At 41.7% G+C, this 25,704-nt stretch carries 20 protein-coding genes; 9 read left to right on the plus strand and 11 right to left on the minus strand.

Annotated elements, in window-relative coordinates:
* The coding region (locus BM090_RS17505; protein WP_143083893.1) for a T9SS type A sorting domain-containing protein at positions 1–546 on the plus strand (546 nt) is incomplete at its 5' end.
* A 176-nt stretch (positions 547–722) separates the two neighbouring features.
* Here the strand turns inward: BM090_RS17505 and BM090_RS17510 are convergent.
* Positions 723–1,313 (minus strand): phage tail protein, encoded by a 591-nt coding sequence (locus BM090_RS17510; RefSeq protein ID WP_091516796.1) that lies wholly within the window; start codon positions 1,311–1,313, stop codon positions 723–725.
* A 705-nt stretch (positions 1,314–2,018) separates the two neighbouring features.
* Between BM090_RS17510 and BM090_RS17515 the strand changes: the two genes are divergently transcribed.
* Together BM090_RS17515 and BM090_RS17520 are read left to right on the plus strand one after the other, a co-directional pair.
* Positions 2,019–2,549: a hypothetical protein gene (locus BM090_RS17515; RefSeq protein WP_091516800.1), complete on the plus strand. Its 531-nt coding sequence runs from the start codon at positions 2,019–2,021 to the stop codon at positions 2,547–2,549.
* A gap of 247 nt (positions 2,550–2,796) precedes the next feature.
* On the plus strand, positions 2,797–3,498 hold the full coding sequence (locus BM090_RS17520; protein WP_262487680.1) for a DUF3784 domain-containing protein: 702 nt from the start codon (positions 2,797–2,799) through the stop codon (positions 3,496–3,498).
* A gap of 307 nt (positions 3,499–3,805) precedes the next feature.
* Here the strand turns inward: BM090_RS17520 and pnp are convergent, their stop codons facing one another.
* The 9 genes from pnp to BM090_RS17565 all read right to left on the minus strand — a co-directional run bounded on the left by pnp (position 3,806) and on the right by BM090_RS17565 (position 13,052).
* The gene (gene pnp / locus BM090_RS17525) at positions 3,806–5,938 is read right to left on the minus strand and encodes a polyribonucleotide nucleotidyltransferase (RefSeq protein ID WP_091516805.1); all 2,133 of its coding nucleotides are present in this window, start codon (positions 5,936–5,938) and stop codon (positions 3,806–3,808) included.
* 187 nt (positions 5,939–6,125) lie between these two features.
* Positions 6,126–6,395 (minus strand): 30S ribosomal protein S15, encoded by a 270-nt coding sequence (rpsO, locus tag BM090_RS17530; protein WP_091516807.1) that lies wholly within the window; start codon positions 6,393–6,395, stop codon positions 6,126–6,128.
* A gap of 50 nt (positions 6,396–6,445) precedes the next feature.
* On the minus strand, positions 6,446–6,790 hold the full coding sequence (rplT, locus tag BM090_RS17535) for a 50S ribosomal protein L20 (RefSeq protein ID WP_091516844.1): 345 nt from the start codon (positions 6,788–6,790) through the stop codon (positions 6,446–6,448).
* A gap of 173 nt (positions 6,791–6,963) precedes the next feature.
* Entirely contained in the window at positions 6,964–7,158 is a 195-nt protein-coding gene (gene rpmI, locus BM090_RS17540; protein ID WP_091516810.1) for a 50S ribosomal protein L35, read from the minus strand.
* Between the two features lie 64 nt (positions 7,159–7,222).
* Positions 7,223–7,735, minus strand: a complete 513-nt coding sequence (infC, locus tag BM090_RS17545) for a translation initiation factor IF-3 (RefSeq protein ID WP_091516812.1) — start codon at positions 7,733–7,735, stop codon at positions 7,223–7,225.
* Positions 7,736–8,179: 444 nt separating this feature from the next.
* A complete protein-coding gene (locus tag BM090_RS17550; RefSeq protein ID WP_091516815.1) occupies positions 8,180–8,986 on the minus strand; it encodes a CPBP family intramembrane glutamic endopeptidase in 807 nt (268 codons plus the stop codon).
* Positions 8,987–9,087: 101 nt separating this feature from the next.
* Entirely contained in the window at positions 9,088–9,723 is a 636-nt protein-coding gene (locus BM090_RS17555; protein ID WP_091516819.1) for a bifunctional nuclease family protein, read from the minus strand.
* 260 nt (positions 9,724–9,983) lie between these two features.
* On the minus strand, positions 9,984–11,648 hold the full coding sequence (locus tag BM090_RS17560) for a PorP/SprF family type IX secretion system membrane protein (protein ID WP_091516822.1): 1,665 nt from the start codon (positions 11,646–11,648) through the stop codon (positions 9,984–9,986).
* Between the two features lie 24 nt (positions 11,649–11,672).
* Positions 11,673–13,052 carry a T9SS type B sorting domain-containing protein gene (locus BM090_RS17565; protein ID WP_091516825.1) on the minus strand — a complete coding sequence of 460 codons (1,380 nt, stop codon included), beginning with the start codon at positions 13,050–13,052 and terminating at the stop codon, positions 11,673–11,675.
* Positions 13,053–13,244: 192 nt separating this feature from the next.
* Between BM090_RS17565 and BM090_RS17570 the strand changes: the two genes are divergently transcribed.
* Positions 13,245–13,664 carry a hypothetical protein gene (locus BM090_RS17570; protein WP_143084037.1) on the plus strand — a complete coding sequence of 140 codons (420 nt, stop codon included), beginning with the start codon at positions 13,245–13,247 and terminating at the stop codon, positions 13,662–13,664.
* Between the two features lie 76 nt (positions 13,665–13,740).
* Here the strand turns inward: BM090_RS17570 and topA are convergent, their stop codons facing one another.
* On the minus strand, positions 13,741–16,224 hold the full coding sequence (gene topA, locus BM090_RS17575) for a type I DNA topoisomerase (RefSeq protein WP_091516830.1): 2,484 nt from the start codon (positions 16,222–16,224) through the stop codon (positions 13,741–13,743).
* Between the two features lie 208 nt (positions 16,225–16,432).
* Here topA and BM090_RS17580 point away from each other — a divergent pair, with 208 nt between their 5' ends.
* The 5 genes from BM090_RS17580 to BM090_RS17600 all read left to right on the plus strand — a co-directional run.
* Positions 16,433–17,875: an AAA family ATPase gene (locus tag BM090_RS17580; RefSeq protein ID WP_091516832.1), complete on the plus strand. Its 1,443-nt coding sequence runs from the start codon at positions 16,433–16,435 to the stop codon at positions 17,873–17,875.
* Entirely contained in the window at positions 17,875–18,513 is a 639-nt protein-coding gene (locus BM090_RS17585; protein ID WP_091516835.1) for a hypothetical protein, read from the plus strand. The genes BM090_RS17580 and BM090_RS17585 overlap by 1 nt, the downstream gene beginning before the upstream one ends.
* A 148-nt stretch (positions 18,514–18,661) precedes the next feature.
* Positions 18,662–21,190 carry a heme lyase CcmF/NrfE family subunit gene (locus BM090_RS17590; RefSeq protein WP_245756758.1) on the plus strand — a complete coding sequence of 843 codons (2,529 nt, stop codon included), beginning with the start codon at positions 18,662–18,664 and terminating at the stop codon, positions 21,188–21,190.
* Positions 21,191–22,137: 947 nt separating this feature from the next.
* On the plus strand, positions 22,138–24,294 hold the full coding sequence (locus BM090_RS17595; RefSeq protein ID WP_091516842.1) for a right-handed parallel beta-helix repeat-containing protein: 2,157 nt from the start codon (positions 22,138–22,140) through the stop codon (positions 24,292–24,294).
* Between the two features lie 67 nt (positions 24,295–24,361).
* The coding region (locus BM090_RS17600) for a hypothetical protein (RefSeq protein WP_143084038.1) at positions 24,362–25,704 on the plus strand (1,343 nt) is incomplete at its 3' end.

The following is a 25,704-nucleotide window of genomic DNA, read 5'->3' on the forward strand; positions in this document are numbered from 1 at the left end:
GCGCCACTTACTGTTACCGCAACACCAAGTGCGACAGCAGTTCGATTTGACTGGCCATCTTACACCACCAATACCTACATGTACCAAATCCATTACCGAGTACAGGGTACAAGTACTTGGTACGGCTATCAATCTACAGGTTATGGAGCGCCAACTTTGGCTGCCCGCGTAACGGGTCTTACCCCAAATACTACTTATGAATGGCGTGTTCGTAATGCTTGTTTGCCAGTGGCGGAAGATTGGAACGAATGGTCTTCTATCAGTACGTTTACGACAGGTGCTGCGCGTTTGGGTCAGGAGCTAGCACAATTAAGTGTTTATCCAAATCCAACGACGGGTCTAGTTAATGTAGCAGGCTTGAGTGGTGCTGTGAACTATGTTGTTTACAATAGTGTAGGCAAACAAGTGCTGTCAGGCGAGCAAGTAGTAAGTCAAGAAGCCGTGTTACAATTAGATTTGAGTGCGTATCCACAAGGCGCATACATTTTGAAAGTAATGTCTGCGGAAGGGGTCGCTACTCGACAAATGATTTTGACTGGTAAATAATATTAAAAACAATCTTTATTTATGTTGAATTTAATAGAAATAAAGATTGTTTTTTTAAAAAAAATAGTAATTCATTATGTCATGATATAACATACAATATTAATAATTTGTAATTCTTTAAAAGAAAAGGGTACTTATTTAAATAAGTACCCTTTTCTTTTAAAGAATTTTTACTGCTAAGATTTTGGAGGGAACTCCCCTTGCATACAAATAATATAAGTTACCCCTAAACTTGGTTGAACAATAGATATGGGTGATGTCGAACCATAAGAAGATGGCTCAATACCTTGTATTGGAGTAGTTGTTGTAACTCCATTATAAAATGACATTGAAGGGGTTTGTACCTCGACTTTTACATTACCTTCAGGATCTGTTACCGTAACTGTAGGGTTTGTTACTGTATTAGTTAAATGACTATCAGAAGCAGCGACTGCACTATTAGCAGTCTGTGTAGCAACAAGTAGCTGGTGTGTATGAGGTGGCATGTTAGTTGGCCCTAAGGTAACGGTATTAGAACCTTTTTTTTCTCCCAAATCAGTTTGTCCTCCTGTTGTTGGACTTGGACTTGATCCTGCTCCTACAGGAACTCTATCTCGTAAATCAGGAAGAGCAAATGTTGTCTTTCCATTACCACCGTAAATAGTTCCAATCACTGCATATAATGCCTGATTTTGAGAGATACTTAATTCTTTTCCGTCGCAAAATGCCCATCCTGCAGGTGCATAATTGCCAGCAAACATCATAATTGTTCCGATGTAATAATCCATAAATAAAAAATGGTTTTTAAAGTTAAAAATAAAATTATTTAGACAAATTTAGTGTTTTTGTTTTTATATTTAAAATATTTTTTTTCAAAAAAATACAATTATTTTTTTGTATAGTAGTTGTTTACTAGTTGTTTTTTAAATATTTTTTAGTTTAAAATTATTTGGAAATTGATAATTTAAAATGAGTATTTAATGTTTTATTTTTTAGATTAAATACTCATTTTATTGAATGAATAATTTATTTAATGGAAACTAAATAAGTGAAATTTTATTCATTTTTCTTTTATTAAGAAAGAAGCAAATAAAATACATACTTGTAGTAAAAATATGAACTTCAGCCTGTATAGACTATCAAGACTTTTGATCTTGAATAATTGTAAAGAACTGATAACAACCCAAGCCAAGCTCATCAATTTTGGATCATGACGAGATCTAATACCTCTCCATCTGAGCAATTAAATAGTGCTTATATATTTGCAGCATATTGACTGTTGTTGGGGTTGTATGGTTATAAATAACTATTGTAGGCAAAATAATAATGGCAGACATTTGTATGAAACAAGCATAGGCAATGAGTTTGTTTTAATAGTTAAGAGATAAATAAGAACCATTCTATCAATCAATAAACGATTAACAATGGACGACATCTGGCATCAATGTGGGGTGTCGTCTTTTTTTGTCTATATTTATTGTAAAAAAATAAATATGGGTTTTTCGCTAAAAGGGATTGTTACTACCAACACATCAGAGGAGTTTCAGCAGGCTGCACGCCAGCAGTGGCCGTTGGCGCGTATCAAAGCCTTTGAAAATGAGTATTATAAAGGGTTGATAATTGCAGAAGCCGAACTGGTTAATCTTGATAATTATGATAAAATTATGGCACATAACGACTCAATTTATGAGCAACTCGTGCCTTTTTCTGCGCTGTACCCAGCCGAGTTATTGGCTTATGTGTGGACAGATTCGCATGGAGGCACGTGCTTTTACGACGGTTTTGTGTGCCAAGCTGGCCAAATTATTTTGGATAAAAGGGGAGGAGAAGATTCCGAAAAATATTCGTATGGCGCAGAACTTGGCAAATTACGCGCTATATTAAAGGCTGTTGGTGTCCGATTGCCCGCCGATGGCCATTTTTTGCCGTTTACGCGCACTTTTTTTGATGAACCAAAGTCTATGGTCGTTTCCCAAGAAAAAAACATTCAGCAACCAAAACCATGGTGGCAGTTTTGGAAATAGAACAAAAAAGAAGAAACCTAACTGTTTACCAAGATAGTCTGTTTCAAAAATGGAAAAATTAAAGATAGTAAATTTGACTTTTCGGGTTTGAATATAATTATTTGCATAGAATATGTCAGAATATAATTTATATTTAAGACATTGTGAAAGTAAAAAAACTTCGTAACTATTGCAATTCTTCTTGTTTTTTATGTATATTATTTGTAAAAAATAAAACATAATAGATGCTTTTAATTTTATATTTTTATTGATTATGGCGACGCTTGGGTTTTTAGTTAAATCTAATCCTAATTTAATCGCTGGATATAACACGATGTCCGAAGAAGAAAAGAAAAATGTCGACATTATAGGTTTGTCAGCTTTTATGCGAAATGGACTTATCTCTATAGGTCTGTTAAATATAATCGGATATTATTTATTTAAATGGTGTGGTTTTTTATTGATTGCTAATTTAATGCCATTTATTGTGGGCATAGTTGGCGTAACAATTTTAGTAATCAATGCTCAGAAGTTTCACAATGAGAATATTTTAAAAAGTAAACAAATAAATGTAATAATATACCTTGTGCTTGGATTCGTATTTTTATGTGGAGTTGCACTAACAATTTATGGAATTAGGTCTCCAAAGGTGATTATTAGCAAACAGTTTGTTCAATTTTCGGGAATGTATGGAGTACATATTAAAATTTCTGAAATAGATAATATTGAACTCGTAGATACCCTTCCTGAAATACAAACGCAGACAAGTGGTTTTAGTTTAGGAACTGTTAAGAATGGGTTTTTTGATATTAAAACATTCGGTACAAGTAGATTGATTATTCAGTCAGAAAATCCTCCATATTTAATTATTTCAAAAGGAAATGCACCGAAAATAATAATTAATTTCAAAGAAAAATCCGAAACGGAATCGGCATATATTAAGATTAAAACATTAATAGAAAATAAATAAATTAATACTATTTAAATGATAAGTATATTATTTGAATAGTTTGTGGATTGCAGTAGTTTTTGTATAATCTGAAAGTAAAAATGCCTGCAATCCATTATTTAAGACTTCAGGGTTATTATTCCCCGAACGCTTCTTTTCTCCTGTCCTTTTGCGCCAAACCTTGATGACATTTGCGGCCATAAATCTTAATGCTTCAAGCGATAAAAGACCAAATGGTATTATGGTTTTGGAAATAAAAACGGAGCCTGCAACTTCTGTAAGTCGCAGGCTCCGTTTGTTATATTTTTATTTAGTCGAATCTAAATAATTATGATTTGGCAGGTCTTGGGGTTAGTGCTTTAGCCGAAAGACGATATTTGCCTGTTTTCTTATCAACTTCGATGAGTTTTACTTTCACGATGTCGCCAACGTTAAGCACGCCGTCCATCGACTCAAGTCTTTCCCATTTGATTTCAGAAATGTGCAACAAACCTTCTTTGCCTGGCATAAATTCGATGAATGCACCAAAAGTTTGGATACCTTTTACTTTGCCTTCATACACTTCGCCAACTTCTGGTACTGCCACAATGCCTTTCACCCATTTCACGGCTTTGTCCATGATTTCTTGGTTTACGGCAAAAATGTTTACCAAACCGCCTTCAGCTACTTCTTCGATTACCAAAATAGCACCTGTTGTACGTTGGATTTCTTGTACCACTTTGCCACCTGGCCCGATTACCGCGCCTATTTGGTCTTTCTCGATACGAACCACCACCGAGCGAGGCGCGTGTGGCTTGAGGTCTGGACGAGGTGCTGCAATCGTTTTTTGCATTTCGCCCAAAATGTGCAAACGGCCTTTGCGTGCTTGCTCTAAGGCTTCTTTCATTACCTCATAAGGCAAACCATCTACTTTCAAATCCATTTGACAAGCGGTAATACCTTTGCTTGTGCCTGTAACTTTAAAGTCCATGTCGCCCAAGTGGTCTTCGTCGCCCAAAATATCCGAAAGAATCGCGTAGCGGCCAGTAGTTGTGTCCGTAATCAAGCCCATTGCAATACCTGATACTGGTGAGCTGATTTGAATACCTGCGTCCATGAGTGCCAATGTACCCGCGCAAACCGTCGCCATCGAAGAAGAACCATTTGATTCCAAAATATCGGAAACGATACGGATTGTATAAGGATTGTCAGCCTCTGGAGGTAATACTTTTTTCAAGGCACGGAAAGCCAAATTGCCGTGACCCACTTCTCTACGACCTGGTGCGCGGTTTGGTTTTACTTCACCCGTCGAGAAACCTGGGAAGTTGTAGTGCAACATGAATTTGCTGTAACTCAGGCGCATAGCACTGTCAAGCATTTGCTCGTCAATTTTAGTACCTAATGTTACGCTGGTAAGTGATTGGGTTTCGCCACGTGTGAAGACGGACGAACCGTGTGCGCCTGGCAAGTAATCTACTTCCGACCAGATAGGACGAATTTCGTCTGTGCGACGAGCATCCAAACGCGTTTTTGTATCCATTACCATATTACGCACGGCTTCTTTTTCGATGTCGTGGTAATATCTTTTAATCAATGTAAGTTGCTCATCTGAAGGCGTTTCGTGCAACGACAACAAATATTCGCTAAGCACAGCACCAAAATTTTCTTTACGCACTTGTTTGTTGGCGTTGCCTTGTGCGGCTACGGCATACACTTTGTCGTAAAGTGCGTGGCGCAATGTTGCTTTTAGACCTTCGTCATTTACTTCGTGTAGGTAAATGCGTTTTTCTGTTTTGCCCACTTCCGCTTCCAATTCTTTCAGTACGCGGCAATGGTCTTTGATGTTTTCGTGTGCAAGCGCAATAGCTTCGAGCATTTCTTCTTCGCTCACTTCGCTCATTTCGCCTTCTACCATCAAAATATCTTTGGCTGTACCACCCACAATCATATCAATAGTGGCACGTGGCATATCGGCAGGACTTGGGTTAATAACCAATTTGCCATCAATTTTGGCTACTCTTACTTCCGAAATTGGGCCATTGAACGGAATATCCGAAACGGCTAATGCAGCTGCTGCGGCCAAGCCTGCAAGCGAATCTTGCATTACTTCAGTGTCAGCCGAAATCATGTAGATGTTTACTTGTGTGTCGGCGTGGAAATCGTCTGGAAAAAGAGGACGTAACACTCTGTCCACTAAGCGCGAAACCAAAATTTCGGAATCAGATAAGCGGCCTTCGCGTTTCAAGAAACCACCAGGGATACGGCCAGCCGCCGCAAATTTTTCTTGATAATCAACCGAAAGAGGCATAAAATCTACACCAGGTTTCGCGTCTTTGTTGGCGACCACCGTGGCCAACAACATGGTATTGCCCATGCGAACTACTACTGAACCGTCGGCTTGTTTAGCCAATTTGCCCGTTTCAATCGTAATCGTGCGACCATCTTGCAAAGTGATGGTCTTTGTAATTACATTTGGATACATCTGCTTTTTATTAAATTATCACTCGTTCTTTTTTCGTGCGCAGTTTAGGCATTTTTTTACGAAAACCAGCAAAAGCGATAGAGTATTTTTTTTGAGTAGAATAATGTGCGCTAATTGTTAGGCTTTTACAAAAAATAAGAGGGATTTTCTCGGAAGAAAACCCCTCTGTATCTCTACGCGGTGTAGATTATTTTCTAATACCCAACTTGGCAATAACGTCGCGGTATCTTGCGATGTCGTTATCGTACAAGTAGTCAAGCAAACGACGACGTTTACCTACCAATTTAAGAAGACCCAAACGGCTCGCGAAATCTTTCTTGTGCACTTTTAGGTGTTCTGTAAGGTGGTTGATGCGTGTAGTGAACAACGCAATTTGAGATTCTGGAGAACCTGTGTCGACTGCCGACTTGTTATATCCGAATTGAGCGAAAAGCTCTTGTTTTTTTTCAGGTGTCATTTTTTTGAAATGAAATTAAAAGTTTGTGATTCAGTTTGTTGTAGCCGAAATTACTTTACTCTTTCTACTACTGCTTTGAACGCTTCTGGGTGGTTCATGGCCAAATCAGCTAAAACTTTGCGGTTAAGCGCGATTTCTGATTTGCCTACTAAGCCCATGAACTGTGAGTATGACAAACCATACTGACGAGCACCTGCGTTGATACGCTGAATCCAAAGGCTTCTGAAATTTCTTTTCTTTTGTTTTCTGTCGCGGTATGCGTAACCCCAACCTTTTTCTACGGCGTTTTTAGCAACCGTCCAAACATTTTTTCTTCTTCCGAAATAACCGCGAGCGGCTTTCAATATTTTCTTTCTTCTTGCTCTTGAAGCAACGGCATTGACTGACCTTGGCATTTTTTTGATTTTTTTGACAGTTGGTGGCTCTTTTTCAGGCACTTAAAACCAATTATCGGGTGAAACAATTAAACCATTTTTTTCTTGAAACGTCGGAGGCCTCACGGCTACCTGCGTGGGACGCGGTTCTAAGCCCCACAACGCATTTTAGTAAATGTCCGTTTGGCAACGAATTAGATGCCCAACATCAATTTTACTCTTGCCTCATCAGCAGCAGATACTAAACCTGTGTGCGTTAGGCCGCGTTTTCTTTTTGTTGATTTTTTAGTCAAAATGTGGCTTTTGAAAGCATGTTTTCTTTTCACTTTGCCAGTGCCAGTGAGTGAAAAACGTTTTTTAGCCCCAGACTTGGTCTTGATTTTAGGCATTTTACTTGTTTTTAAAAATTTTAATAAACAATAAATATAAACATAACACGTGCGAAACGTGAGCTTATTTCTTCGGTTTCGGCGAAAGCAACAAAATCATACGCTTTCCTTCCAATTTTGGCAATTGGTCAACTTTCGCATGCTCTTCGAGGGCTTGCGCAAATTTGAGCAACAACACTTCGCCACGCTCTTTGAACACAATTGCACGGCCTACAAATTGCACATAAGCCTTAATTTTTGAGCCTTCCTTCAAGAAGTTAACGGCGTGCTTGAGCTTAAACTCATAATCGTGGTCGTCAGTGTTGGGTCCAAAACGGATTTCTTTCACTATCACTTTATGAGCCTTTGCTTTTAGCTCTTTTTGCTTTTTCTTTTGTTCGTATTTGAACTTAGAATAATCAACAATTTTGCAAACAGGCGGTTCTGCGTTAGGGGCAATTTCCACCAAGTCCAGTTGTTGAGCTTGAGCCATGGCCAAAGCCTCCTGAACGGTAAAGATACCTTGCTCTACGTTATCGCCAGCAAGCCTTACGCGAGGTGCGCGTATTTTGTCGTTGATTTTGTATGGCTCCTCCACTTTGCCTCTCTGAGGTGAATATGGAGCTTTAGGTTTGTTGTTAATAATGGCCTCCTTTTTAAACAGGCCGCAAATTATGTAAATTTAATAATCAATTCCAAATTTTTTAATCATAAAATATACATAATAATCGTAAAAAAATACGCACAACCCCTTGCGGAAGCTGTGCGTGCCTGATTTGAATAGTGTTTGATATAGTTGAAGTATAATTTCTTGCTTTAGCTACTATTAAATTCCTGTTAGGTCAACGTAAGGCCTAAGGCATTCATACATACCGAATTTACATTTCTGCTTTCTTAGAAAAGTTAAATGCTGTAATCAGATGCAATATATGTTTTTTCTTGAATAAAACCAGAAATGTTTTGATAAATATTTGGTATGCAATGTTTGTTGGTGGGTATTGCTGAAATACAAGATTGTGATAATATTTATGTTGTATATGAATTATACAAAAATGTCGTTTTGTACGCGAGGCTGCTCGCTTAGGTCTTGGCCTTTGTATTTTCTGAAAATCCAGATGGCCAGCAGCACAAAGCCCGTACTCGTGAACGCCACCACAATTTCTTTATCAAAACAAGAAGCCAAATTGTTAGCCAAGTGAAATAACATCGTGGCCAGCACCGATCCGCGCGTTTGGTTGTACAAATGGCTCAAAATGACCGTTCCGACAAACAAACTAAAGAAAAAGCCGAAGGCGATAAAGGGCGAAAATTGGAAGCGAAACAGAAAAAAAGGCGCGTGCCAAAGTCCCCAAATCAGCGTAAGCCATCGGGCAGACTGAAAGGCATTGCAGCGAGTTTGTAAGTGCGACAACAAAAAACCGCGCCAGCCGATTTCTTCCAAAATTGCGTACACGATATATGGCAACAGCCACGCGGCCACGGCCGACGCTGTATAAAGTTTTTGTGTTTCCAAAAATGCCCCGAAAGAATACCAATGCCCTTTGAGCAGCGGATAAAAAAGCATTCCCAAGCCAAATAACAGCAGCGGGGAGAAGATGATAAGCCAGCATTTCGGGTCAATGTGTCGGAATGAAAATTGACTGGTGAATTTTTGCCAACCTGTTGCCCCATAAAACACACGTACACAAACGATGGCCGCCACCGCAGGACCTGCCGCACCTGCCGTGTAGTACAAATTTAGTTCGGCCAGCGTAATGACCGACCGAAGATAAAGGCCGTACAGTGCCAACACGATGCCCCACGTAATCCCGAAGGCCAGAAGCGTATAAATCCAAGCTGCTTTTTGCATAAAAAGATAAGTGATTGTATGTGAGTGATATAAATAAAAAAGCGACTTAAAAGTTTGAATAAAAAACTTCATAAGTCGCTATGGGTATATGTTTTGTGCCGTTAGTTTCTGCGATTCAACTCGTCGCGGATGATGGCGGCTTTTTCGTAGTCTTCGTTGGAAAGTGCCGTTTCGAGCATGGCTTGTAGCTGTTCGGACGAAGTGTCTTTCAGGCGTTCTTGCCAAGATTTTGGGGCGGCTGGCGGCTCTGCTTTTGGGGTTTCTACGGGTGCGGCAGGGCTTGGCGTGGAACTGCTCGGCCCCGAAGAAGGGCGAGGTTCGTCGGCTTCGTTGATGACGATGCCCGCTTCCGACAAAATATTTTCGAACGTATAAATAGGAGCTTTAAAACGCAAACCAATGGCAATAGCGTCTGACGGACGAGCGTCTATTTGAGCGGTGCGGATGCCGTCGGAGCAAATAATTTTAGCATAAAAAATGCCTTCGCTCAGGTCTGAAATCAAAATTTCGGATACTCGGTAATGAAACTCGTCGGCAAAAGCCCTAAATAAATCATGAGTCATTGGGCGATTGGGCGCGATTTGTTCCATTTCGATGGCAATGGCTTGCGCTTCAAACATTCCAATCACGATGGGTAAACGGCGGTTGCCGTTTTCTTCGCCCAATAACAAGGCAAAAGAACCCGAATGCGATTGGCTCGACGACAGCCCTAAGATGGCTAATTTTATTTTCTCCACGTTGAAATTGTTGTTCGGTCTGTAAGTTTCAAAACTTTAAGATAAATCAATGCACGAATTTACACTCTTTTTGGCCATAAATTCAAATTGCTGTTCATTTTTTCCAAAAAGTCTATGCTAACTAACAGGAAAGCAATAAGATTAGTTTATAGCATTATCAAAAAAATATCTTAGGCTTTTGCTGTGTTATTCTACTTTGAGGAAGTTTAATTCTGCGCCTTAGCCTAATTATTAGCTAAGACGCAGAGTTTTAGTAGCTACTACTCCGTATAGAACAACTCTACGCGGCGGTTGCCTGCATCTTCTTTGCCTGTCAGGTGCTTAGGCCGCGACTCGCCGTAATAGAAAAACTGCAATTGATTTTTCTTTACGCCTTTGCGTTCCAAGTAGGCTTCGATGGCATCGGCGCGTTTCTTGCTCAACATCATGTTGTAATTGCGATTGCCGACTTTGTCGCTGTGTCCGCAAATCACGAGCGTAAGGAACGGATAGCGGCTGAGATGCGCGGCAATGGTATCCAGTTGTTGGTGATATTTAGGCGAAAGTGTCACTTCATTGACATCAAAAAAAATATCTTCCAAGTGTCCTTGTTTCTGGAAAAGTTCCCAAATTTTGCCTTTAGATAACGGGCAGCCTCGGCCTGCGACTGCTCCAAATTCATCTGGACAATAGTCTTCATCGTCTGGTACGCCATCTTTGTCTCTATCCGACACATTGTCTGGACAACCCAAATGGATGAGTTTGCCTGCTACCGTTGGGCATTGGTCTAAGCTGTCGGCAATGCCGTCTTTGTCGCTGTCCACGAGCTGACTAACCGCCGCCACAGGTGTTATTGGCTCTTGTTTGGCTACTGGCTTGTTCGGGATAGAATCCGTTGTCGGAACCGGTTTGCGTTGGTAGTGGTGCGATGGGTGATGTACTGGATGTTTGATGTGTTTGTGCTGGTGCTCCATTAGCTCAATGCTAGTGTCTTTGGCCATAATGTGCGGGTCGCGGTGCTTGATGCGGTAGCACAAAGTAAGTTCAAATGCGCCGCGTCCGTTGGTGTAAGTGGTCAGAGAAGAAAGATTGATGTCATAAGACGCGCCCAATACAAAATCTTTGTAGGCAAGCCCTGTTGCAAACAAAAACGCATCGTCTTTGCGGTAGCCAATCCCCACCGAACCCACCATGTTTTCGCTTAGGCGGTGGTGCGTGTTAAAGAAAACGTTCAGGATATACGAATCTTTTTGCCTTACATACAAAATGTTAGGGTCGATGTACATACTTTCTCCAAACCTAAAGTTTACGCCCATTTGTGCCGCCATGCGCACATACATACGGCTTTGTTCGGCAGTGAAATTTTGATAAGGGCGGTTCAGGTTGGCAAAAGACAAACTACTGTACATGGTAGATTCTTCGCCGTCGTGCCGCCAATACGCCCCTAAAGCCAAGGTTGGTTTGGTTATTTTATCATTGGTAATACCTGTTTCGCCAGAAGGCAAAGAGGGGTCGTAGGTGTTGGTGAGCTTGTCGAATTGGTTGGCATACGAAAGACTTCCGTCGGAGAGTTTGCGTTGCAAAACGCTCAATTTTCCCGAAACAGTTACCAAATTGTTGTGGTCAATGTGCATGTTAAATCCCTGACTAAGACCAATTTGTATTTCGTTTATGCCTTTGCTCACTTGATTGTTTACGCCCATAAAACCAAATTGATAATGCTGAAAACCTCTGTAATACGAAACGCCATAGCTTTTGTACGGGTCGCCAAGTTTGTTCCATTGTGTGCGGTAAAACGACTTAAAACGCGATTCATAGGAGTTGTTGTCGGAGGCTGGGTTGAAAAAAGGCTGTAAGGAGGGGTATTGCGTAAAATGATAAAATTGTGCTTGTGTATTGAACGCACAAAACAGCACACTCAATACAAAAAGTATATTTTTTTTCATAATAAAATCTTGATTTAGTGTGTTTTAGCGAATTAGATTAACGATGCCTTTTACTGTGGCGGCTTTGTCTTCGTACCAAGCATTAATGATGTAGCGATACGTCCCTGTTGGATTTTCTGCATCACCTGTTTTACCGTTCCATCGTTCGTTTTTGCTGCGGGTATAAAACACTTTTTGTCCCCATTCATTGTAAATGTCAATGGCAACGCCCATTGTGAGCGAATCCATGAAGCGACTTTCTACGCCCCAAGTATCGTTTACGTTGTCGCCGTTGGGCGTAAAGGCCGATGGAATAAAAATAGAATCGATGAGAGCCTCTACATCATAATCCCAACGCGGTTGTTTTATTTGTCTGATTAACTGATTGTTAGCATCGGTTACATAAAAGCTTTTATCCGTCTTAACGTACGTAATACCTTGTATGCCCCAGAAAGCGGCCTCTTCACCTACACCATCTTCCGCGCCGCGTGTGTTGCGTTTGCCTGCATAGAGTCCCACACGTTTTTTGGTCATGTTAATTTTGCGAACATGGTAACTATACGTGCCTTTGCCCGAAGAGTCGCCATTTTCAACTACATAAATATGTTCGTTTTGATCGAAAGCCAAATCAATGGGGTTTAAGAAACCTGCTGCGCTCAATTTGCCGTCCAAAAGCGTGTCAAGGTTCGGCGAACCGCAAAGCGTGTTTACAGCTCCGTCGCTGTAGAGTCTGCGAATGGCGTTATTGTCGCGGTCGGCGATGTAAATAAGCCCTGTTTTGGTGCTGACAATCAGGCCGCAAGGGTGCGAAAATAATGCGCCGCCGCCTGCGCCGTTCTGAAAACCTGCGACATTGGCTTGCCCTGCAATGGTCGTAACCAAACCGTCTGGCGAAACTTTCCGTATCAGGTGCGAGCCGAAATCACTCACAATCAAATTGCCTGTTTTTTCTAAAGCCAAACTAAAAGGCATGGAAAAAGTTGCCGAGTCGGCCACATCGTCGCGTGTGCCTTGTTTGCCCGAACCCGCAAAGGTGCTGACTGTGCCGTCTGTACTGATTTTGCGGATGCAATGGTTGCCCAAATCGGCTACATACAAATTCCCTTTGGTATCTACTGTAATATCAGAAGGCTCATTGAAGGAGGCCGAGAGAGCCGAGCCGTTTTTCAAGCCTGCCGAGCCATTGCCAGCGTAAGTGCTGACCGATTCGCCCGAAATTTTGCGTATTAAGTGGTTTTTTCGGTCGGCTATGTACAAATTGCCCGCATAATCTGCGGCAATACCCGCAGGAAATTTGAAGGTGGCTGAATGCAATGCGCCATCACTTGCGCCTTGTTTTTGGTCTTGGCCTGCAAATTTACTCACGGTTTGGGCGTTGGCTTGCCAGCAAAATAACAGTAATAAGCCGTAATAGTATTTTTTCATGTGTGTTAATTAGTTAATCATTTAGTTGTTTTATTGTTTAAGCTAAATACAGCATTAAAAATATAATTCTTGATGGTAAAATACAAATAATCTGACTGTGTACTTTTGTATTTAGATTAAATAAAATAGTATTAGAATTGTGTATGTAAATATTTGGCTGCATCTTTATCCCTAATATCAAATATATTTTTTATGAATAGATTCGTGAATATCTTAATGCTGGCAGCTATAACCGTAGCCTGTGCGCCCAAAAACAATCAAAAGCAAACTTCTACGAAAATGCCAATGCCTGGCAGCGACCGAGACGAACATGGTTGTATTGGTTCGGCGGGTTATACGTGGAGTGTTACCAAAAAGAAATGCGTAAGAGTTTGGGAAGATTTGGACTTGAAGTTGTTACCAACCGACACGAAAGATGCTACTTTTTCGGCTGTAATATTTAGCGGTCAAAAAGATACAGCGGAAGTATTTGTACCAAGTTTGCGCCAAAGCTTGTTGCTCAAAGCCTCCGACAAAGATACGTGGTCTGGCGGTAATGGCTGGAAATTGAGCAAGACGGCCAACGGCGCACAATTGTTGAAGGATAATGCCATTATCTACAAATCGGAATAGTGTTGGCCGATTGATATATAAAAAAAGGATTGACTACAAGAGCGAGTCAATCCTTTTTACATATTAACAAAAATAACTATTTTTTCTTGCTTGTTACCGCTTTGCTGGCGGTGCTACTGCTGGCCTTTTTGGTTTTGGCGGCAGGTTTTTTGCCTCCTGTGTCTGCGGAAGCGGCCTTTTTGCGTGTGCTGCTGGCCTTTTTCGTAGTCGTTTTTGCTTCGCTGGTGTCGGCGGCTTTCGCGGTTGTTTTGCTGGCAAAACGTCCTTTCTTTTCGGGCGTGTCGGCGGCCAACTGTAAGCATTGTTCCAAAGTCAAAGACGCGGGGTCAGTGCCTTTCGGAATTTTTACGTTTTTGCCGTCGGCTACGATATAAGGCCCAAAACGTCCGTTAAGTACCTTCACATCAGGGTTTTCTGGAAATTCTTTAATCATTTTTTCCGAATCTGCTTTGCGCTTGGCCTGAATTATCTCAATGGCGCGTTCTTCCGTAACACTGAGCGGGTCATCGCCTTTGGGCAAGGAATAAAACTTGCTGTCGTGGCGAATGTAAGGCCCAAAACGCCCTACGGCTGCCGTCATGGTTTTGTCTTCAAACAAGCCCACTTGGCGCGGCAATTTGAATAGTTCCAGTGCATCTTCCAACGTGATGGTTTCCATGCGTTGGTTTTTCTGAAGGCTGGCAAATTGCGGTTTTTCTTCGCCTTCCGTGTCGCCGATTTGCGCCATTGGTCCAAAACGACCCAAACGCACAATCACTTTTTTGCCAGATTCGGGATGTACGCCCAACTCCCGCGACGTACCCGCAGAAGCGCGGTCGATGCTTTCCGTGTCGGTGACGGTTTGGTGAAATCCTTTGTAGAAGCGGTCAATCATCTGATTCCAAACGATTTTGCCGTGTGCGATTTCGTCAAATTCCTTTTCTACGTTGGCCGTAAACGAATAGTCCACGACGGCGGGGAAATGTTGCACCAAAAAATCATTGACCACCAAACCAATATCCGTTGGGAACAATTTATTTTTTTCTGCTCCCGTAATTTCGGTATTTGTTTTGGTCGTAATGTTATCGTTTTGTAAGATAAGTTCTTGATAATTACGCGGTTTGCCTTCTCTGGATTCTTTTACCACGTATTCGCGCTTGATAATCGTCGAGATGGTTGGCGCGTAAGTAGAAGGGCGACCGATGCCCATTTCTTCCAATTTTTTTACCAAACTCGCTTCTGTGTAGCGTGGCGCGGCGTGCGAAAAACGTTGCGTAGCTTTCATTTGCGAGAAAGTAAGCACTTGCCCGATGTGCAACGGTGGCAACATTTTCGAATCGTTTTCGTCGTCGTCCTCGTTGTCGGTGGACTCGATGTAGGCGGCCAAGAAACCTTCAAATTTCACTACTTCGCCAGTGGCGACCAAATGCTTGTCGGCAACGGTCGAAATTTGAATCGTGGCGGTTGTTTTTTCCAGTTGAGCATCAGCCATTTGCGAGGCAATGGCGCGTTTCCAAATCAGTTCGTACAAACGCTCTTCGCTGCGGTCGCCGCCTGTTTTTTGTACCGTAAAATCGGTTGGTCTGATGGCTTCGTGCGCTTCTTGTGCGCTTTCCGACTTGGTTTTGTAGCGGCGCGTATGAACGTATTGGTCGCCGTAAGCGGCTTTAATGGCGTTTTTAGCTCCTTCCAAAGCCGTTTCCGAAAGGTTCACGGAATCGGTACGCATATACGAAATTTTACCAGCTTCGTACAACTTTTGGGCTAAAGTCATGGTTTGAGCAACCGAAAATCCCAGTTTGCGGCTGGCCTCTTGTTGCAGTGTGGAAGTGGTAAAAGGTGGCGCGGGTGTCTTTTTGGTGGGCTTTGTTTCCAGATTTAGAACCGAATAAATCGCGCCTTTGCATTTTTCCAAAAACGCGTTGGCTTCGGCTTCGGTGGCGAATCGTTCGGGGAGCGAGGCGGTGAAAGTACGGCCTTTTTCTACCACAAACGTAGCGGTAACTTTGAAAGCAGAGGTCGTGTTAAAACGTTCTACTTCGCGTTCTCGCTCGGCCACCAATCGCACGGCTACGGATTGTACGCGGCCTGCCGAAAGACCAGATTTTATTTTTTTCCAGAGAATGGGCGAAAGTTCAAAACCTACGAGCCTATCCAACACGCGACGCGCTTGCTGAGCATTGACAAGGTCTATGTCGATGGTTCGCGGCGATTGTATGGCTTTGAGAATGGCGTTTTTAGTGATTTCGTGAAAAACGATGCGGCGTGTGCGGCTTTCGTCGAGCTTGAGTGCTTCTTTTAAGTGCCAAGAGATGGCTTCTCCTTCGCGGTCATCATCGGAAGCGAGCCAAACCAAATCGGCTTCTTGTGCGGCTTTTTTGAGCTGCGAGACTACTTCACGTTTGTCGTCGGAGATTTCGTAAGTAGGAATAAAACCTGCCGCGATGTTGATGGCCTTATCACCTTTGGGCAAGTCGCGCACGTGGCCGAAACTTGATTTTACAATAAAATCAGGCCCCAAATATCCTTCGATGGTTTTGGCTTTGGCAGGGGATTCTACTATGACTAAATTTTTGGGCATATCGAAAAATAACTGTTCAAAAGAAGCAAAAACGCTGCAAAGCAATAACAAAAAAAACGAAAATTAAAATTTTAGGGGTGTAAAAGTTCAGAAAAGGCAAATAAAATAGGGGAGAAGGGCGGGTTTTGATAGCCAAAATGTTTGGGAGAAGGGTTTGGGATTGTCGGGGCAGGCTGTTATTTTTGACCTGACTAAAACAAAATTGTGAATGATAACACGAATAAAAATAGACGGTTTTAAGAGTTTGTTAAATACGGAACTGTATTTCTCGCCTTTTACTTGTATCGTTGGAGCGAATGCGGCAGGGAAATCTAATCTTTTTGATGCAATTATGTTTTTGTCGCATTTGGCGGACAATACGCTGTTGCACGCTGCTAAGTCGGTGCGCAGCGAAGACCAAAAGCATTCAAATATTAGGGATATATTTTTTAAAAGTGGAAAAGACTATTACAAAACCATACGTTTTGAAGTAGATATGATAATCCCCAAACAATCGTACGACGATTTGGGGCAAGAGGCAAATGCTACGATTACGGCTTTAACCTATATTTTAGAAATAAAACTTAATGCGGATACAACAGAGACAGAGCCAATTGGTATAGTACGAGAGGAACTTAAATCTATTACGCAAACCAACGCCAAACGAAGTTTAAGATTGTTTGAAGCCTCTAAACAGTGGATAGACTCTGTATTAGAGGGAAAGCGGAGTGTACCATTTATTTCCACTCAAGATAATAAAATACAACTTCATCAAGACGGTGGAAAAGGGCGTAGCACGCAATTTATTCCAGAAAAAATGCCACGTACATTGCTTTCTACGGTAACGGCAGAATCTCCTACCGCATTTTTGGCCAGACAAGAAATGCGTAACTGGATGATGTTGCAGTTTGAACCAACAGCTCTCCGAGAGCCTAACACCATATTTGAGGTAAAAAATGCAGAGATAACCGCAGCAGGGCATAATATGCCAGCTACTTTGTATCGCCTACACAATGAGAAAACGGAGGTGGATGTATATCAGGGACTTACCAATAAATTAAAAGAATTAGTGCCTGATATAAAGGAGATAACAATAGATAAAGATGACCGTAGAGACTTGCTTACATTGGAAGTAAAGTATAAAGATGGGCTTACTTTACCTGCTCAATCGCTTTCGGACGGTACATTACGTTTTTTAGGTTTGGCAGTGCTACGAGAAGACAACCAAAGCAGCGGTTTGATATGTTTGGAAGAACCCGAAAATGGCATTAATCCCAAGAAAATAAAAGAAATGCTTGAGTTGCTGAAGGAAATGGCCACCAACACAGATGAACCAATCGGCGATGAAAATCCTTTGCGACAAGTAATTATTAATTCACATTCTCCTAAAGTGGTTAGCCTTGTGCCTGCTGATAGCTTGTATTTGGCCACAACTAAGGAGATTTATAAAGAAGAATTTAATAAAAAAGTGAAATACACGGCTTTTGAAGTGTTGCCTGATACGTGGCGCGCCAAAGCGAATTTGACGCAGTTTATAACATCTTTGAGTGATATTTTGGTGTACTTAGATGAAATCCCAAAAGAAGAACCAACAAAAATGCCAGATATTCCTAAAGGGAAGAAAAAAACAGTAAGGGAAAATATTGAAAGCCAAATGAATCTGTTTAAGTAATGGGAGAGTTAAAATGTGTATTGCTTTCCGACGGAAGTTCAGATAAAGTCTTGTTGTCGGTTATTAAATGGGTTTTAGATAATCACTTTCCTAAGCAGTCTTTTGACTGTGAATATGCTGATTTTTCATTCTTACGAAATCCGCCTAACAATGGAGATGTAAGTAATAGGATACAGAAAGCCAAGTTGTTGTATAACTTTGATGTGGTTTTTTATCATAGAGATGCCGAAGATAGAGATGCTGGTGTATTGGCGCAAAGAACCCAAGAAATACAGCATCAAACGCCGCCAGAATATCAAAATTGTTTGGTCTGCGTAGTGCCTATCAAAATGATGGAGGCTTGGCTTTTGATAGACGAGGAGGCCATTAAATGTGCCGCAGGTAATCGCAATTACAAGGATAAATTAAACTTGCCGTCAGTCCAACGCTTAGAGTCTATTCCGAATCCCAAAGAAGTTCTACACGAATTACTGAAAACAGTAAAAGGTCCTAAAGGTAAACTCAATGTACATGAGGCTGTTCATTTAGTTGCAGACTATATAGAAGATTTTAGTCCACTAAAAAATTTAGCTGCTTTTCAAGCATTTGAAAAGGCTACAATAGAATGTGTTGAAGCTATTTTGGCCAATAAAAAATAAAAGCATTGTTAGGTTCTTTCCCCTTTTTTGTTGGTTGCTACGCTTTGCGTGCCTAATTTGCCGCGCTTTTGCGGGAACAAAAACAACCCTCAAACACATTATATTCACAAAACACTGCGTATTTATTTTTTTTATCCAATAAAATCTGATGCACTATACAATAGGAAATATCGGACATCTGGGCGTAATCATCTCATTTGTTGCGGCATGGGTGGCGGCTTTCGCTTACTGGCAGGCTACCCGACACGAAACCGTAGAGTCGGCGCATAAAGACTGGAAACAGTTTGCCCGCCTCTTTTTTTATGTTCATTCCGCTTCGGTGGTCATGGTAATTGTGGCTTTGTTTGCCATTATTTACAACCATTATTACGAATATCATTACGCTTGGGGACACTCCTCCCGCAACTTGCCCGTGCATTACATGATTTCCTGTTTCTGGGAAGGCCAAGAGGGCAGTTTCTTGCTCTGGATTTTCTGGCACGCACTCTTGGGCATTATCATTATTCACACCAACAAAACGTGGGAAACGCCAGTTATGACGGTTTTTGCGTTGGTACAAGGCTTCTTGGCTTCCATGATTTTGGGTGTGTTGATTGGTGATGTTAAAATCGGTAGTTCGCCTTTTATCCTTATGCGCGATGCGATGGCCAACATTCCGATTTTCCAAATGAACCCCGAATATATCCCGCAAGACGGCAGAGGTCTGAATCCTTTGCTTCAAAACTATTGGATGGTAATTCACCCGCCAACGCTATTTTTGGGCTTTGCGGCTACGCTTATTCCGTTTTCGTATGCGATTGCGGGGCTTTGGCAAAAACGCTACCAAGAATGGTTGCGCCCTGCGCTGCCTTGGGCTTTGTTTGGCGTAACGATATTGGGTATCGGGATTTTGATGGGCGGCTATTGGGCTTACGAAACCCTCAACTTTGGCGGCTATTGGAACTGGGACCCAGTAGAAAATGCCGTATATATTCCTTGGCTCGTGATGGTGGCAGCTATTCACACCATGATAAGCCACCGCAAAAATCAAAGTGCTTTGAAAAGTTCCATGATTTTGTCTATCACTACGTTTGTGTTGGTGCTGTACGCTACATTCCTCACGCGCAGTGGTATTTTGGGCAATGCGTCGGTTCACTCGTTCACGGACTTGGGACTTTCGGGACAACTTTTAGTTTATTTGTTGGCCTTCGTAATTTTGGCGGTTGTGATGTTGGCTTGGCGTTGGAAAGAAATTCCGACCACCGAAAAAGAAGCGTCCACGTATTCGCGTGAGTTTTGGATTTTTATTGGCGTGGTGGTCATGTGCTTGGCTTCGTTTCAGGTGTTGGCGGCTACGTCTATTCCTGTTTTTAACAAAATACTGGAGGCTTTGGGCATTGACTCTCAGGCCGCGCCGCCAGCCGACCCCGTGCCGTTTTATACACAATGGCAAATGTGGTTTTCGGTTTTCGTGGCGATTTTGTCGGGTGTGGGTCAGTTTTTTTGGTGGGAAAAAATTGATAAAAACACGCTTATCAAAACCCTTACTACGCCGCTTATCGTGGCTTTGTTGGCTTCGAGTGTCATTATTGCGCTGGGCGTAACGCAATGGGATTACATTGTGTTGGTAACTTGCTCTATGTTTTCTATCGCCGCCAATGGCATTATTTTGGCCAAATTACTGAAAGGAAGTTTGCGCATGGCAGGCGGTGCGATTGCGCACATCGGTATTGCCATGATGTTGCTGGGGATTTTGTTCTCGTCGGGCTACTCGCGCATCATTTCCCTCAATACTTCGGGAATGGTTTATAACAAAGATTTTTCTACGGAACTAAATCGCGATAACATTATGCTTTGGCGCAACACGCCGACACGTATGTCGGACTTTACGCTTACCTACAAAGGCGACTGTATCGAAGTGGACGGCTTCCCGACGTATGTGAAGAAAGAATATTTGCGTACTGCGCCAGACCCTTACCGCGCCATTACGCGTGCCGAGTTGGTGTACAACGACAAAACGTATTTCAAAAAAGGCGACACGGTACGCATTTCGCCCGAAAATACTTACTATGCCGTTGAATATCAGCAAGAAGGCAAAGAACCGTTTGTGTTGTTTCCGCGTGCGCAAGTAAACCCGAACATGGGCTTGATGGCTTCGCCAGACATCAAACGTTTTTGGAACAAAGACCTTTACACACACGTTTCGTCCGTGCCAGACCCTGAGCAAGAAAAGAAATGGAGCGAAACCGAGCAATACACCTTGGCTGTAGGCGATACGTTTATTGCCAATGATTTTATTGCGCAATTGGTGGACGTGCAAAAAGTAAACGATTTGGAAGGCACGGAATTGAGTGCCAATGATGCAGCCGTGAAAGCCATTGTGCGCATTATGGGCAAAGACCAAAACTATATTGCAGAGCCAGTATTTGCCATCAAAGACGGGCAAGTTGGCCGTTTCTCGCATACCATCGACGATTTGGGCGTGCGTTTTACACTACTGGACATCAATCCGCAGACAGGCAAATTTACCATTGGCCTGAACACCTCGCAAAAGGACTGGATTATCCTGAAAGCCGTCGAAAAACCGCTAATCAACGTACTTTGGATAGGAACATTCGTGTTGGTGATTGGCTTCTGCATTGCCATTGCGCGTCGTTACAAAGAATTTAAGCTAATGCGCGACAAAGGACAAGAGTAAATTAACCATAATTAAAGCCTAAAAGCTGCTTAGAATTGGTGATTTAACCAGTTTTAAGCAGCTTTTATTCGTATAAATCGGATTGTAAACTATGTTTATCGAAAATATATACCTGTTTATCGAATACTACTTTCGGTATCGAGGGGCGGACTATATCTTTGTATCATAGCAACTGGAATTATAAGAAATTAAATTCACATTATGTTTGATTTGCCCCTCAAAAGGCTAAGTTAGGCACTAACTACTACAATACAAAAACAGCTAAACGCACTATTTTTTTTGAAAACAACTAATTATAGCTGCTAATAAAAACAACAACAAAATAACTAATTTAGAAGTAACTACACTACTACACACAACTAAACATACACTTGATTTTCGTCAAGATTAACTACTACTTACAACAACTAAAGTAACACGAAACGGAGCTAAATTTTAGCTCCGTTTTTTTATTGTCCAAACCTTACACACACTATCGAAAAATGAATATTTATAATATTATGTTAAATAATGTATTTTGGTAAGATTTTATTTTTAATAATAGTCATATTGTTTTTTGTAAGTAGCTGTTAGTTAGTGAATTATTTTATTTAGGAAAAAGTAAAATTTTGTTTAATCAAGATTTGGAAATAAAATAATTTGTACTTAACATTGGAGAGTAATTCATACGAACCTTACAAGTAACTTTCTTTATCTTTCATAAAAGCCAATACTCTAACAGAACAAGTACAAAAAGACCGATTCTATTTTTAAGCATATCCTATCTCATTAGATTCTTTCCGAAAAGTTTCAGGAAAAAGCACTTAGCTTAAACAAAGACCGATATTATAATCAGCGCGTTCGCTAGCGATTTATTTTGTTGCGTGTGTTCAGTGTTTGGGCGATTGCCTGAGCAGTGTCTCTGGTCATTTTATATTTAATTCAACCTTCATTTTCAAAAAACAACCATGAATGCAACATTACATTGGGCCAAACGCTCATTGGCGGGCTTACTATGCCTTGCCGCCATGTCTGTTGCTAATCCTATGTTGGCACAACAGACCCAAACACCAGTACAAGTAACTGCTGCTCCAACGGCTCCGCTTCCTCCTGTGGTTACGCCTACGTGCGATGGAACACATTATTTAGTAACAGCCGTTGCCGACAAATATTGGTGGTACGACCCAAGCGGTAGCCTTATTAGTAATAATGCAAAATTACTAATCAATAATTTACCTGATGGGCTTTACTCTTTGGTAACTTACTCTGCTGCGTCGGGAACAATGTCTTCTCCTGCCTACTTTCAGTTGTTAGGCAATACTTCTACTTATTCGGGAGTGCTTGTGTATCCTTACGCTACCTTTATTCATAAAGATATAACTTTTGCTCATGCGGATGTTACCTTTTCGGGCAATCAGGTGTATGTGTATGGCCAAGCGTATTATGGAAGCCCTTATGGAGGAACAGTAGATGGCCCATTGGTTTCGTTGATTAAAGAAAGTATCCTGAGGCTTACCAATACACATTTCAGAGCTGCTTGCGACCAAATGTGGAAAGGTTTTGAGTTGACGGAAGTAAAAGCTGTTTATGCAGATAATTCCATTATCGAAGACAGCTATCAGGGTTTAAAAGACTATACTTTCCAGAACCCGAATTCGGCCATAAATGTTATAGGTACTTTTGAAGTAACAGAATGCCAGTTTATCAATAACTACCGCGCTATGGAATTGGCTTATGTAAGGGGAGCCATCATTACACATAATCACTTTACTTCCAACGAAAATATCAAAGCTCCTTTTGATATAGCGCATAACGGTTCAGCTCCCGACGAGCGTTTTTATGCTTATTCGGGCGTAGAAATGGGTAAACCATTTTCTTGTAAGAAGTTTATGGATAATAGCTTTGATAACTGCCTGTTTGGGGTCTATGTACACGGAAGTGGTTTTAATGGTAATACGATTAGCGAATGTACGTTCAAAGACAATAAAATCGCGGGTATCTACACGGAAGACTGGTTACTAAAAATAGACAACTGTACATTTGGATTGGCATATCGCAAAGAAACCTATGATATGCACACCAATGCCATTCCGAATATGGCTTTTCAGGTGGCGAACAATGGAGTACCTGCTGTATATGGTATTATAAATGCCAAAAATTCTACCAATCTTATTACGGGTAATACTTTTGAGGGGCTTGATGATGTTACTATGAAGTATTCGATAGGGATTGCAGCTACCAGTATTTCTACCATAAAACAAAATACATTCAATACGCTATGGCGTGGTTTGCATTGGGTAAATGGCGCAGGACATACGGCTACCGTAGAAGGCAATCAGTTTAATGCGAACTTGTATGGCTTGTATCTGGACAACTCATTGGGAGGAACTGCCCAAACGCTGAATCTCAAATGTAACACCTTTGAGCCAAACCAAACTGCCAGTTATACCCAAACGGGCTTATATGTATCCGCCAACACAAGCCTGAATAATATAGGAGGAGATGGAACACAAAGTATGGGTTATGTGATGCCCGCAGGAAATGTATGGCCTGTAAAGACGGGTACGGTGCGTAGCCAACTGCCGCAAACTTCTACAGGCAACACAATTTATGATGTGGAAGCATCTAACTCTTATTGGGCATCGCCTAATAATTGGGTGTCTATAGAAAATAATGGTAGTGCATTTAAGTACTGGCGATATAAAAATGAGTTTGTGGGTACTACTGTTCATCCATATACAACATCTCCAGTGTCGATGGGGATACCTTTAGCCACAACAGATCCTGTACAACAAACGACTGGTATCACATTAATATGCACGGGTTTTATTCCCGCCACCCCTATTTTATTTCCCGTGTCTCGTATGGGCAACCCCAATGTGATAGCGGGTATATCGTCAGGTTTGGGTCAATCTGTTCGCCTCTACCCGAACCCAGCGCGAGATAAAGTAATGATAGAGAGCAAGGCGGGTAGCGTCATAGAACTGATGAGTGTTACGGGTCAGTTGTTGCACCGCGAGGTATCGCAGAGTGAGCAAACAGAAATGTCTTTGAACTCGCTTCGTACAGGCATTTATGTACTTAAAGTAGATGGGGTAAGTCATCCATTATCCGTGATTCATTAACCAAGCCAAATGGGGGCAAGAGGCGTTTAGTTTCTTGCCCCATTTATTCAATCAAAAGTGTAAGATTATGCGAAGAAATCTACTATTGTTATTACTGCTGTTTTTAAGCAAAGTTGTTTATAGTCAATCGGTGCTGTGGGAGAAGAAGTATAATATATATGATATGGATTATGCTGATGCGATAGTTCCGATGCCTCAATCCTCGAACTATTTGTTTACGGGTTCATTGTGCAAATTCGGCATAGATTGTAGTTATCGAGGCTTGTATGTAGGTAAATTGTTGTCGAATGGTGATACGGCATGGGTCAAGAATTTGAATATAATCACCTCGGAAGCAGCCTCAATTACGCAGGATAGAGATGGTGTTCATTATTGGATAGTAGCGCAGGAAACCGCATTTGATTACCAGCAGCATTTGTTGAAGTTGGATAGCAATGGGGTAGTATTGGCGCATTATACACACATGTATATGGTGGGGAATAATGGGAATGTTGTTTCCAATTGCAGGGGGAAGAGTATGAGTAATGGGGATTTGTTAGTGGTGGGTCAGACGACGTTTAGCAGCACCCCTAACATGGCATGGGATGCGTATGTAGGTCGTTATAGGGGCAATGGAGATTTGGTATGGGCCAAGTCATTTAATTTGGGCTATTACACAGAGGGCTATTATGTGGAGGGTATGGCGAATGGTCATTATTGGGTATCAGGTAGTGTGAATAGCTCTGTTTGGGGCATGGAGTTGGATACGAGTGGTAATGTGGTGCGTCAGCATATTTTTTATACGCGCCCGACGTATGCGAAGATATATGATGCGTATGTTCAGCAACTTCCGAATCAGAAGTATTTGGTGATAGGAGCAATTTGGACCAGTCCTATCGCAAGTTATTACTGGGGTCTGTATAATGGAGATTATAGTAAGAGTTGGGGTGGTGAGCATAGCGGAGGAGTATATCCAGCGTATATCACACAAGATACGTGTTTTACGATAGGAGGAGGTTATCCTGTGGCGAACTCTGGCTCAGTATTTTATCTTCGTAAGCAAAGGTTGGATAGTAGTGTAGTGTGGAATACGACCTTGACAGGTACTGGCATATCTGGCAATAAGGGTGTGTCAAGTATCGCCTTTACAGGTGATGGCGATGCAGTCTTTGCAGGTGTTGTTAATAGTCCCAGTCCTGCTTTTTTCGATTTATATTTTATGAAAGTGGGCGGTATTGGCTTGCCGTATTTGCCCGAGACGGATAGTAGTTGGTTGGTAACGAGTAGCAAGCCAATTATTAGTAATTCATCCAAAGTAAGTATCTACCCGAACCCCGCGCGAGATAAAGTGATGATAGAGAGCAAGGCGGGTAGCGTCATAGAACTGATGAGTGTTACGGGTCAGTTGTTGCACCGCGAGGTATCGCAGAG

The sequence above is a fragment of the Flexibacter flexilis DSM 6793 genome (genome assembly GCF_900112255.1).
Lineage (GTDB): Bacteria > Bacteroidota > Bacteroidia > Cytophagales > Flexibacteraceae > Flexibacter > Flexibacter flexilis.